The 12,014-nt window shown below is 64.2% G+C and carries 12 protein-coding genes; 3 read left to right on the top strand and 9 right to left on the bottom strand.

The features are described 5' to 3' along the window. Nucleotides 1-27: 27 nt before the first annotated feature. Entirely contained in the window at nt 28-894 is an 867-nt protein-coding gene (locus KY494_RS08540; protein WP_219890618.1) for a universal stress protein, read from the top strand. A gap of 20 nt (nt 895-914) precedes the next feature. Here the strand turns inward: KY494_RS08540 and KY494_RS08545 are convergent, their stop codons facing one another. The 7 genes from KY494_RS08545 to KY494_RS08575 all read right to left on the bottom strand — a co-directional run bounded on the left by KY494_RS08545 (nt 915) and on the right by KY494_RS08575 (nt 7,305). After that, nucleotides 915-1,268 carry a hypothetical protein gene (locus KY494_RS08545; RefSeq protein WP_071078622.1) on the bottom strand — a complete coding sequence of 118 codons (354 nt, stop codon included), beginning with the start codon at nt 1,266-1,268 and terminating at the stop codon, nt 915-917. A gap of 197 nt (nt 1,269-1,465) precedes the next feature. Further along, on the bottom strand, nt 1,466-2,032 hold the full coding sequence (locus tag KY494_RS08550; protein ID WP_219135664.1) for a glycine zipper domain-containing protein: 567 nt from the start codon (nt 2,030-2,032) through the stop codon (nt 1,466-1,468). A gap of 124 nt (nt 2,033-2,156) precedes the next feature. Further along, a complete protein-coding gene (locus tag KY494_RS08555) occupies nt 2,157-2,900 on the bottom strand; it encodes an amino acid ABC transporter ATP-binding protein (protein ID WP_219890619.1) in 744 nt (247 codons plus the stop codon). Next, nucleotides 2,897-3,589 carry an amino acid ABC transporter permease gene (locus KY494_RS08560; protein WP_219890620.1) on the bottom strand — a complete coding sequence of 231 codons (693 nt, stop codon included), beginning with the start codon at nt 3,587-3,589 and terminating at the stop codon, nt 2,897-2,899. The genes KY494_RS08555 and KY494_RS08560 overlap by 4 nt, the downstream gene beginning before the upstream one ends. Further along, nucleotides 3,589-4,266 (bottom strand): amino acid ABC transporter permease, encoded by a 678-nt coding sequence (locus tag KY494_RS08565; protein WP_219890621.1) that lies wholly within the window; start codon nt 4,264-4,266, stop codon nt 3,589-3,591. Before KY494_RS08565 ends, KY494_RS08560 begins: the two co-directional genes overlap by 1 nt. A 20-nt stretch (nt 4,267-4,286) precedes the next feature. After that, on the bottom strand, nt 4,287-5,117 hold the full coding sequence (locus KY494_RS08570) for a transporter substrate-binding domain-containing protein (protein WP_219890622.1): 831 nt from the start codon (nt 5,115-5,117) through the stop codon (nt 4,287-4,289). Nucleotides 5,118-5,208: 91 nt separating this feature from the next. Further along, nucleotides 5,209-7,305 (bottom strand): serine hydrolase domain-containing protein, encoded by a 2,097-nt coding sequence (locus KY494_RS08575; protein WP_219890623.1) that lies wholly within the window; start codon nt 7,303-7,305, stop codon nt 5,209-5,211. A 173-nt stretch (nt 7,306-7,478) separates the two neighbouring features. Between KY494_RS08575 and KY494_RS08580 the strand changes: the two genes are divergently transcribed. Beyond that, entirely contained in the window at nt 7,479-9,131 is a 1,653-nt protein-coding gene (locus KY494_RS08580) for a histidine kinase (RefSeq protein ID WP_219890624.1), read from the top strand. After that, nucleotides 9,128-9,829, top strand: a complete 702-nt coding sequence (locus KY494_RS08585) for a LytTR family DNA-binding domain-containing protein (protein WP_219890625.1) — start codon at nt 9,128-9,130, stop codon at nt 9,827-9,829. Before KY494_RS08580 ends, KY494_RS08585 begins: the two co-directional genes overlap by 4 nt. Nucleotides 9,830-9,838: 9 nt before the next feature. On the opposite strand, the gene KY494_RS08590 is transcribed toward KY494_RS08585, so the two are convergent. Further along, nucleotides 9,839-10,711: a zinc-dependent peptidase gene (locus KY494_RS08590; RefSeq protein WP_219890626.1), complete on the bottom strand. Its 873-nt coding sequence runs from the start codon at nt 10,709-10,711 to the stop codon at nt 9,839-9,841. A gap of 325 nt (nt 10,712-11,036) precedes the next feature. Then, the gene (locus KY494_RS08595) at nt 11,037-11,573 is read right to left on the bottom strand and encodes a winged helix-turn-helix domain-containing protein (RefSeq protein ID WP_099760033.1); all 537 of its coding nucleotides are present in this window, start codon (nt 11,571-11,573) and stop codon (nt 11,037-11,039) included. Nucleotides 11,574-12,014: the final 441 nt, after the last annotated feature.

The following is a 12,014-nucleotide window of genomic DNA, read 5'->3' on the forward strand; positions in this document are numbered from 1 at the left end:
AGCTACCGCACAGCGAGAGGACAGGCCATGACATATAAAACCGTATTGCTCCACATCGACGACAGCGCCGGGCGCGCCGCCCGCATCGAAGCGGCAGCCAGCATCGCCCAGGCATGCGGCGGCCACCTGACGGGCGTGGCGCTGACGGGCGTGTCGCGCCTGCTGTACCAGAACCAGCCCGACCTCGATGCCGACCCGAACCTGAGCTTGCATTTGAACTTCCTGCGCGAACGGGCGACGCGCGCTCTCGACGGTTTCGAGGCGCAGGTGCGCGCGGCCGGCGTCGCCTCGTTCGAACAGCGCGTGCTTGACGACGAGGCGGCGGGCGGCATCAGCCTGCTGGCCCGCTATGCGGACCTGGTCGTCATCAGCCAATACAATGCCAAGGATAAATCGCCGTCCGTGATGCGCGACTTTCCCGCCTATGTGCTGCTGCATTCTGGCCGCCCCGTGCTGATCGTGCCATATGCGCCGCCGCTGCCCCTGCTGGCGCCGCCGGCGGCCGCGCGCAATGTGCTCATTTCCTGGAACGCCAGCAAGGAAGCGAGCCGCGCCGTGAGCGCCGCCCTGCCTCTGCTGCAGCGCGCCGGACAAGTCCACGTCGCCATCTTCGATGCCCAGGTGCATGCCGCCGAACACGGCGAACAGCCGGGCGCCGAGCTGACGCACTACCTGGCGCGCCACGGCGTGGAAGCGCGGCTGCATCTGCTCGATGGCGGCGGCGTGCGGCGCGGCGATATCGGCGAGGCGCTGCTGTCGCACGCCGCCGACCTGTCGGCCGACTTGCTGGTGATGGGAGCGTATGGCCATTCGCGCCTGCGCGAAACCATCCTGGGCGGCGTCACGCGCACGATTTTGCAGAGCATGACCATCCCCGTGCTGATGGCACACTAGGGCCTGTTGAGAACGGCGGGCTAGCCGCCCTGCCAGGGCTGGCTGCGGATCTTCGCCACCTGGCGCTGCGCCAGCCACTGCCACAGTTGCAGCGCGTCGCCCTGCGGCAGGGCCGACATGTGGCGCGGACTGGCCAGGGCGATTTCGCAATCGCGGTCCGACCATTCCTCGAAAGTGACTTCGCCTCCGCTAGCGACCTCGACCTGATACATCAAGCCGTCGTCGTAGCCAAAGCGCAACAAGACGGCGGCCGGGCTGCCGTCCGGTGTGGCGCCGCGGTAGACCTCGGCCAGCGCATCGGCCAGCTGTGCCGGCGAGGGCGCGCAGATGTCGCGCCCATCGGCCCGTGTCAGAATGAACCATGCCTGTGTCATGACGCGACCTCCTATTCATACTCGTTAGCATGCGAGGCAAGTACTACAGGCAGTCACCTTGGTCCAGTGTCACTACGGGCGCGCGGAAACTATCCCTGTCGGCATTGATTACCAATAATTACCAATACTAACAAGGATCATACCTAAAATTTCATGCAGCGCGGCATTTATGCATGTTGCGCGGCTGGCGCGCCGGTTCACGCCACCAGCACGGGAATGCTGAGCGGGTCGAAATCATGCCAGTCGCCATTGGCGATCGTGCCTTCCGCTTCCTCGATATGCTCGGCGCCCAGCCGGTGCAGCGCCTCGAGCGCCCGTTCGCGCTCGTCGAGGCCGCCCAGCGCGACGGCGATCAGCATGCCAGGATGGCGTGGCTGGCGGCGGTTTTCGCCATTGTTTTCGCCATGTTTTTCGGACTCGCCCGCCTCCTTCATTTTATTGAAACTGTAGAGCGAGCCCACGTGGGCGCCCACCAGCGCGCCGACGACGGGACCGAGCGGCCCCGTCGCCAGGGTGGTGGCCGCGCCGATGCCCGCACCCACGGCGGCCCCGACGGCCACGCCTTCCACCACGCCTTCCGGCGTCTCTTTGGCGCCGGGCGAGATGTCGCGGTCGCCGCCGAGCGCGTGCAAGTCGTGCTGCCCCGGCTGGTTGACAAAGAAGGCGCTGATGCGGCTGTCGGAAAAACCCGCCTGGTTCAGGGCGGCGCGCGCGGCGTCTATCTGTTCCTGCAACTGAAAATGACCTGCGATGATGCGTGACATGATACGGCCCTCCTGGTCGGCTGCGGGCGCACCGTGCGCCACCGTTCCAGCGTGCGCCTGAGCACCGCGAAACACCGTTCGATTACGCACACAGCCGCTCACTCACGCCCACTCATGTGCTCAATCATGCGGATACGCCAAACGGGCTGCGTATATCGGACAGGAATTGTTGTGCGCGCGCATGTTGCGGCCGCGCAAAGAAATCCTCGGGCGTGGCCCGCTCCAGCACGTGGCCGTGATCCATGAACCAGACACGGTCCGCCACTTCGCGCGCAAAACCCATCTCGTGCGTCACGCACACCATCGTCATGCCGCCCTGCGCCAGGTCGCGCATCACTTGCAGCACCTCGCCCACCATTTCCGGGTCCAGTGCGCTGGTCGGTTCGTCGAACAGCATCAGCGGCGGCTGCATGGCCAGCGCGCGGGCGATCGCCACGCGCTGCTGCTGGCCGCCCGACAAGGCCGCCGGCATGGCGCGCGCCTTGTGCGCCAGCCCCACCCGTTCCAGCAGGGCCAGCGCCCGCTCCTCGGCTTCGCGCCGGGTCAGGCCGCGCAAGCGCTGCGGCGCCAGCGCACAATTGTCCAGCACCGACAAATGGGGAAACAGGTTGAATTGCTGGAATACAAAACCGATGTGCGAGCGGAAGGCATTCACGTCCAGCCCCGGCGCATAAATATCCTGGCCGGCCACCGTGATGCGGCCGGAAGCGATTGCCTCCAGGCGGTTGATGGTGCGGATCAGGGTCGACTTGCCGGAGCCGGACGGGCCGCACACGACCAGCACTTCACCCTTGGCGACGTGTTCATTGATATCGCTCAAGGCGTGATAGTCGCCATAGTATTTGTTGACGTTGTCAAAGGTGATCATGCTGCCGCTTTCAAAAGACGCGCCTGGCGCCGCTCGAGCCAGAAGGCGGCGCGCGACAGGCTGAAACACAAAACAAAATACGTCATGCCCAGCAGGGCATACACTTGCACGGGCTTGGTCAACACCAGGCCATTGACTTGCGAGGCGATGAACGACACCTCGGCCAGGCCGATGATATAACCGAGCGAGGTTTCCTTGATGGTCGAGACGAACTGGTTCACCAAGGACGGCAGCATATGGCGCAGCGCCTGCGGCAGCACCACTGAGCGCATGCTGTCCAGATAGTTCAAGCCCAGCGAACGGGCCGCCTCCACCTGGCCCGTGGGCACGGCTTGCACGCCGGCGCGCACGATCTCGGCCAGATAAATGCCGTCGAAGATGACGAGGGCCGCCAGCATGGTGCCGAATTGCCCGCTCTCATGCCCGGTGATGCTGGGCAGGAAGAAATACGCCCAGAAGATGACGAGCAGCAAGGGGATGCCCCGCACCACGTGGATCAGCGCGGCGACGGGCCAGCGCAGCAGGCGCCAGGGACTCAGGCGCGCCAGCCCCAGCAGCAAGCCGAACGGCAGGCTGAGCACCAGCGCCAGGCTGGCCAGCACGACCGTCAGCGCCAGGCCGCCCAGCGGTCCCTCGGGATAGCGGCCCACAAGAAAATACAGCCAGTAATCGTGGAGGAGTTCCAGCATCAGGACACCTTCCTTTGCAGCACGGCCGCCAGGCCGGCGATCAGCAGCGAGACGGCCAGGTAAGCCGCGCTGGCGAAGACGAACGCCTCGACGCTGCGGAACGAGGCCGCTTCCACGCGTTGCGTCTGGTACATCAGCTCGGCCACGCCGATGACGGTGGCGATGCTGGTGTTTTGCCACAGGGTCAGGGTTTGCGACAGCAGCGGCGGCGCGGCCAGCCGCAGCGCCTGCGGCACGATGCACAGGCGCATGGTGGCGAGAAAGCTGAAGCCCAGCGCCCGGCCCGCCTCGAATTGCTGTGCGGGAATGGCGCGGATGCCGCTGCGGATATCTTCCGCCATGTAGGCGGCCGTGTATAAAGTCAAGGCCGCGATGGCGCTGGCCGCTTCGATATTGCCGGCATACAAGCGCTCCTTCCACGTCTCGGGCAGCAATTCGGGCGCGCCGAAATACCAGAACAGGAAGTGGGCCAGCAAGGGCACGTTGCGGATCAGCTCGACGTACGCGGCGCCCAGGCCGTTGAGCAGGCGCGACGGCGCGAGGCGCAGCATGGCCACGCCGCACGCCAGCGGCAAAGCCAGCAACAAGGTGATGCCCATCAGTTGCAGGGACAGCAGCAGGCCGGAGACCAGCCAGTCACGGTAGTCGCCGGACAGCAAAAAGTTCAGATCAAACATGCGGAAGCGTCAGGTAAGGTTCAGGCGTCGATCTTGTCCGATTCGATCTTGAAAGTCCGTTTTTCAAATTTCACATTGCTCGTCGGGCCATACCATTTGAAAAACAATTTTTCCGCCTCGCCCGATTTTTCCAGTCCCCGCAGCACCTGGTCGACGGCTGTTTTCACGCCCTTCTCACCCTTGCGTATACCGAAGGCAAACACTTCCTGGCTGATGTTTTGCGGCAGCACAAGGTAGTCTTTTTGCGCGGTGCCCAGCTTGGCGTAGTTGTTCAGCAGCGAGACTTCATCGTCGACATAGCCGACGCCCTTGCCTTGCTGCAAGCCCAAATAGGCCTGGCCCGCCGTCTCGAATGTCACCACATCCACGCCGGGCACGGCCTTGCGGATGTTCGGTTCCTGCGTGCCGCCCTTGACGGTCAGCACTTTCTTGCCGGCCAGGCCCGCGACCGTCGTGATATTGCTGCTTTTTTTGACCAGCACGCGCTGGCCCGTGTAAAACGTGGACAGGGAAAAATCGATCAGCGCTTCGCGTTCCTTGTTGTGCGTCAGGGACGCCGTCAGGATGTCGATGCGCCCCTGCTGCAATTCAGGAATGCGGGCAGCCACGGCCAGCTGTTTCACGACCGCTTTGACGCCGAGGCCCTGGGCGATAGCGCGGCACAGGTCCACTTCATAGCCGACCAGCTGGCGCGACTTGGCGTCGATAAAACTGTTTGGTTCGTCCGTGCCCAGGGTGCCGCAGACCAGCTCGCCTTTCGCCTTGATGGTGGCCAGCTGGTCCGCTTGCGCCACCTGCGTGAAAGCGATGCTGGTAAATAACAGGGCGGCGAAATGAAGGCGGGTCTGCATGGGATTCCTCTGGTGGATAATGAATGCCGCCATTAGACCGCAGCGCCCTTATTTCCAAAAAGGAATCTTTTCAGCCTTACTTATAAAGAATTCATCTAAGGCGGATGATCGCCGCCTTGGCCCCCTCGGCGCCCGGATAGCTGGGGTCGAGCTGCAGCGCCTGGCGATAGGCTGCCACCGCCTGCGGACGCAAGCCTTGCTCCACATAAAACTCGGCCAGACTGTCGTGCAGATTCGCGTTCTGCGGATGCAGGCTCACGGCCGCCTGCAGCACGGCCATGCCTTGCGCCACGGCGCCGCTGCCTTTCAAACGGTAGGCTTCCAGGTTCAGCGCCGCCGGACTGGCCGCGCCCAGCGGGTCGCGGGCCAGCGCCAGGCGCAGGGCGGCCAGGGCCGCTTCCCACTTGCCGGCACCCAGCAAGGTCAAGCCTTGCAGCGCATGCGCGCCGTCGCTGAGCGGATACAGTTCCACGGCCAGGCGGCTGGCCGCCAGCGCCGCCTCGGTCTCGCCGCGCGCGGCCGAGGCTTGCGCCAGCTCCTGCAGCTCGGACACGAAATCGGGATACGCACGCTGGCCGTGGAAAGCGGCGCGCAGCTTCCTATCCAGCTCAGGAATGCGCACAGGCCCCATCGGCCAGGCGATGGCGGCCGTGCGGTCCCAGCTGGCGGCCAGGGTCACGATGGCTTGCTCGAAGGCGGGGGCGAAGCGGGGCAAGGCGCCCGCCTTTGTGCCTTGTGACAACAGAATATAGTCGCGGGCAAACGCCAGCGCGCCGCCGCGCGAGTAGGTGTTCAGGTCGATGCCCGACCGGCGCAGCGCCCCGGCCATGCTGGCGCCAGCCGCCAGGAAAACGCAGCCGCCTGCGGGATGGCGGGCCGCCTCGATGTAGGCGCGCGCCGCCGTGGCATCGGGCGTCAGCGCTTGCCCGTTGATTTGGGTAAAGGCTACTCGCGTGGCGGCCGCATCGGCATACGCTTGATCCGTGCGCTCGGCGTAGGCCATGCCTTCCTCGAACAGGCCTTGCGCCACCTGGTAAGCGCGCTGCGCGCCCGCATCGGCGATATACGTGTGCAGCTGCCACGGTTCGTCCGTGACCACCTCGAACAGGCGCTGCACGAACGCTTCCGGATTGATGCGTTCGAGATTGGCGGCGACGGCAATGGTCAGCTTGCGCGAAGGAAAGCTGACCAGATAGGTGACGGTTTCCGGCTGCTGGCCGCTGTGCGCAATGGCGTAGCGCCCGCCCGTCGGGAGGACTTCCCAGCCCATGCCATAGTGCGTCAAGCGGCCCGCGCGCGTGGCCATCGGCTGCACCATGGCGGCCACGCTGGCGGCCGACAAGATCTTGCCTGCGTGGACGCCCCTGCCAAACGCCAGCATGTCGGGCACGCTGGCGCGCGTGCCGCCAGCCGAAAAGCGGCTGCTGATGTCGACGAATTCCGAATTCTTCCATTCCTTGCCGGCCAGCCGGTAGCCGCGCACGCGATCGGCAATCACGGCATCCGGGTCGTCCATGACGGTGGCGTCCATGCCCAGCGGCCCCCATACGTGGCGCCGCATGTAGCCGCCATAGCTTTCGCCCGAGGCACCCTCGATGACGGCGCCCAGCAAGTTGTAGCCATAGCTGGTGTAGCGGAAGCGCGTGCCCGGTTCGGCGATCAGGTCGAACTGTTCGAAGACGGCGATGGACTGGCGCGTATCCTTGTGCTCCTTGAAATGCTGTTCCGCCTTGCTGTCGCGGTAGGCATCGATGCCGCCCAGGTGGCCCAGCAGCTGGCGCACCGTCACGGGAAACGGTTTGACGGGGAAATACGGCACATAGGTTTGCACGGGCGCATCGAGGTCGACCTTGCCCTGTTCCACCAGTTGCAAAATGGCCACCGCCGTCATGGGCTTGGTAACGGACGCCAGCCGGTAGCTGGAGCGGGCCGTGGCCGGCACGCGGTTTTCCAGGTCCGCATAGCCATAGCCTTTTACCCATTCCACCTCGCCCTGGCTGAAACCGACGGTCACGCCCGGGATGCGCTGCGTGCCCATGCGCCGGGCGACCCAGCCGTCGAAGTCCGCCAGGCGCGCGGCCAGCGCGGGAGCGGGAACAGAAGCGGGAACAGATGAGGGGGCGGCCTGCGCCGCGCCGCAGAACAGCGCCAGCGCGCCGGCGAAAGCGTAGTATTTGCTGCTTTGCATAGTCATTATTCCATGGTGAGGGCTGTGTGCACAGCGCGGCGCTGATGCATGGTAAGTGTCTTTTACACACTTTTGGCGGGCCGTGCACGAAATGCACGTGGCCGGCACGAATGGCACCGAAGTTGATGAAAATGTTGCAAAGGGTTGGCAAATGAGCAGCTACAATGCCCGCCATGTCCTCCCTCTTCCGCTACCTGCTGCGGTACTGCCTCGCTTGCTGCCTGGCCTTGCCCTGTTTTGCCATGGGCATGGACCGGCTATCGCTGGACGAGGGCTGGCGCGCCTGCGGCGCCAGTGCCGCCGCGCCCGCCGCCCCGCTGCACCAGTTGCTCCGGCCGGGACAGCTGCTGTGCGTCGAGCGCGCTGTCACCCTGGCCGCCACGCCACCATCGACGCAGCTGCTGGTGCTGTCGGCGCTGGCTTCCAGCGAGCTGTGGCTGGATGGCCACTTGATCGGCAGCAATGGCCAACCGGCCCGCCAGGCCAGCGGGGAGCGCGCGGGCGACATCGATTTCGCCATCCACCTGACGCCACAGCAATTGACCGTCGGCAAGCACCATCTGCGTCTGCTGCTGTCGACGCAGCAGGCGCCGGCCCGCCTGGCGTCGCCATTGTATGCGCTGTACCTGATCGACCGGCAAGACCACCGCGCGGCGCTGGCCTGGTACCGGCTGCCGCCGCTGCTGCTGGCCGGGGCGCTGGGCGCCGTCGCCCTGCTCTTCCTCGCCTTGACGGTGCTGTACCAGCGGCAGCGGCACTGGGCCATGTTTGCCGCGCTGTGCCTGGTGGCGACGCTGCTGCTGGTGGTGGAACTCTGGCGCAGCGTGACCGGTTACGCCTACCCCTGGCACTTGCCGCGCCTGTACGCCGTCAGCGCCCTGACCTGGCTGTTTTCCACCCTGCTGCCCCTGTATTTTTATACGGCGTACCGCCTGCCCCGTTGGCCGCTGGCGGCGGCGGTGTTGCTGGCGTGCATCGCGCTGGCCGGCGCGCTGCCCGCGCATTTCGACACGCGCTGTTGGCTGATGTTTTTAACGGGCCTGGCAGCGAGCCTGCTGCTGAACCTGGGCGCCCTGTGGCGCCGCTTGCCGGGCAGCCGCGGCGGCACCTTGATCGCGCTGGCCTCATGCGCCCTGTTCCTGCTGACGGGCAGCCAGTTTGCCGAAGGCGGTTTCGCCCTCGTCGTGTGCTTCTTGCTGCTGCCCCTGTGCGCGCAATTGCTGGCGCAGCTGTTGAGCGAACGCGGCAAGGCCGCGCGCGCCCGGCAGCTGGAAAACCAGCTCTTGCGCAAAAGCATGCAACCGCATTTCCTGATGAATTCCTTGAGCCTGATCGGCGAACTCAATGCGCAATCGCCGCAGGCGGCCGAAACCTTCGTCGAGGCACTGGGCGCCGAGTTGCGCATGCTCAACGAGTTTGCGCAGCAACCGAGCATTGCCCTGACGCAGGAACTGGCCCTGTGCCAGAATTACCTGAGCATCATGAGCACGCGGCTGCAGCAGCCGTGCCGTTTGCAGCTCGATGGCGAGGCGGCGGGCGTCACCGTGCCGCCTGCCATCCTGCTGACGGCACTGGAAAATGCGTTCAGCCATAACCGCTACCGCCACGGCGCCCTCTTCGTGCTGCGCAGCGCCAGGCTTGCGCAAACGCAAGTGCTCACCCTGGTCCTGCCCGAAGGCGAAGCGCGCGCCCATGCGGGCGGCGGCGTGGGCGAACAGTACATCCGCGCCAGCCTGCACGCCGTGTTCGGCGATGCGGCCCACTATGCCAGCGAACAGCATCAGGCAGGCTGGCGTCTCACCTTTACCTTGCCGGCGGCGCCATGAATGTGTTGATACTGGAAGATGAACCGTTGATCGCGCAAGGCCTCGAACGCGAGGTGCGCGCGCATTTCGGTGCGCGCCTGACGGCGCTGGCGCTGCATGACAATGTGCCGCAAGCCCTGGCCGCCCTGGCGCGGGAGCAGGGCCAAGAGCAGGTCGACTTGTTGCTGCTGGATTTGAATTTGCACGGCGCCGACGGCTATGACCTGCTGCGCCTGGTCCAAAAGGCCCCGTTGCAGACCATCATCATCTCGGCCCATGCGGAACGCTCGATCACGGCCTTCGAGTTTGGCGTGCTCGACTTCGTTGCCAAGCCTTTCAGCCGCGAACGGCTGCACAAGGCGCTGCAGCGCTATACGGAACGACAGACGCAAGCGGCCTCGCTGGCCATCAAGAAACGGGGTGCGCTGGAATGGATCGCCATGGCCGAGATCGACCACGTGCAAGCCGATGGCCACTACAGCAATATCGTGCTGCGCAGCGGCGAACAGTGCTTTCATGACTTGCCTATCGACAAGCTCATGGCCCTGCTGCCGCCCCACTTCCTGCGCGTGCACCGCTCCTATATCGTCAACAGCCTCGGCTTCAAGCGGCTGCAGATCGGCGCGGGCGGCAAATACGCGCTCGACACGCAAACCAGCACGGGCATCCCCGTCTCGCGCAGCAGCTATCCCGCACTGAAACAACGGCTGCTGGGCTGAAATCCCCGCTTACCAGTGCCGGGCAAAGTTGGGAAATGGCGAGGCCATGTGTTCGGGTTCCACAGGCGGCGCCATCCAGTCGCGCGGGTCGACCTTGTAGTACTGCAAGAATTGCGCATACAGTTCTTCATGGTGCTCGGCCATCTGGTACGGCTTTTCAAAGAAGGTTTCCGTGGCCACGGCAAAGAATTCGGCGGGATTCGTGGCGCCGTAATGGTCCATCACGCTTTGCTGCTGGAGCATGGCGTCATGGCGCAGGTTGTCGAAGTCGCGCGACAGCACCGTGGCCCAGCTGCGGTAGCTCGACACGCTGGGCAGGTACGGCGCGCCATTCGCGGCGCCCGATTCGCTGTCGAGCTGGTGGGCGAATTCATGCAGTACCACGTTGTGGCCATCGGTCCAGTCGGCGGCGCCCCGCTGCACGTGATCCCAGGCCAGCACCACGCGGCCATCGCCCCAGGATTCGCCCAACAAACCGTTGGCCGATGGCGTGACCACGCCGCCCGGCCCCACTTCATTGCGCCTGACGATGAATTCCGTGGGATACACGAGGATGGTGTCGAGCTCGGGATACACCTGCGTCTGGCGATTGAGCAGCAGCAAACAGGCCTGGCCGGCGATGGTATAGCGCATCTCGTCCGTGATCTCCAGGCCGCCGCAGCCGACAAATTTCTTCTGGTACAGAAATTGCACGACGAGACGACGCAACTGCTCCTGCAGCGGGGCCGGCATGCGGGGATACACGGGAATATTCTTTTCCAGCACGGCCAGGCCTTCGGCCGGCAAGGGCCGGGCCAAGGCCCGCTTCAAGCGCCAGCGGGGAAACCACAGCGACAAGACGATGGCGGCCGTGACGAGGGCGATCCACAGCAGCGGATTCATGCGGCGGCCCGCTTCAGGACAATGAAGGCGATGGGGCAGGAGAACACGGCGTAGGCAGACAAGGACAAGCTCCTTCAAGTGGACCCGCGCGTTGCGGGCAGCAGTCCAGCCCACATGGGGATGCTTGCAGTCTTTTCAATCAGACTACGTGAAACGGCCTGCCTGAACGCCAAAAGCCGGGTTGCAACCCGGCTTCTATTACGTCACAACGCCTGACAAAACCGTAGCGAGCGGAAGGGAGAGGTGGCTAAGAAGCGCAACCGTACGAAGGTACGGTGAGCATCGCAGGCTGCCTATCCCGACGCGCAGTAGGTTTGGTCAGGTGTTATTCGGCCGATTTTTGCTGTGGCGCTCCAAACAATGCCGCCACCAGCGGATCGCGCGTCACGGGACCGCGGTTGACGCGGATCGCGTAATGCGTGTCATCGGCCAGGATGTGGAAGTGACGACCGCTGCCTGCCATGCTTTGCTCGCGCAGGCCGGGACGGTCCTTGCGCGGTGGCGCGCCTTCGCGTTTCGGCTGGACGATGGCGGCCAGGAAGGCGCGCACACGCTCAGGGTCCGGCGTCAGCTGGTACACTGCCTTGCCCAGGTAGGTGGCGGTGCCTTCGATGTAGCGGGCCAGTTCGATCACGCCCGCTTCGCGCAAGTCGCGGATGTATTTGCGGGCGCCCGATGGCGAAAACTTGAGGAACCAGGCGATTTCATCGGCCAGCATCTCGTGCAGCGACAATTCGCCGATCAGTTTTTGCATGTTTTCGATGCGGCGCAGGGTGGCCGACGTCGAACGCACGCGCTCGATCGGTGCCATGGAAATGGGATTCAGGCGCTCCGGGGGGATGGGTGCTGCGCGCTCTACCATTTGCGAGCCTTTTTCGGGGCTACGAAGTTCCTGGTGCGCTGCCTTTAATTCGCTCTTCACGTGAGACTGAGTCATTGCATGCATTTGAATACTCCTTTTAAACGATTGCCGGTAGCCCGGATTGTTAAGTTCTTGGCAATTTTTATACCAGAACACCACGAATCCTGAGCGTCTGGACATAGAATGCCACCCTGCTCTTCCCTGGTCTGTGCGTTAACGAACATTAGAAGCAAGAAAGTGAAAAATATTGCCCTAGTGAATTCTTTCTCTCGCGGCATCTCAAAATGACATCTAAAAGCGCTGTACTTCCCCCTCTGCGCTCCCATTCATGGCGCAAAGTGAAATAGCGAACAGAAGCGGAAGCTCCATTGCAATAAATTCAAGCTTCGCGCGCGGCGCTCACCGCCCGCCTCGCGATACTTCGACTCTTGCAAAGGAAAC

It is taken from the genome of Janthinobacterium sp. PAMC25594 (assembly GCF_019443505.1).
Classification (GTDB): Bacteria; Pseudomonadota; Gammaproteobacteria; order Burkholderiales; family Burkholderiaceae_D; genus Janthinobacterium.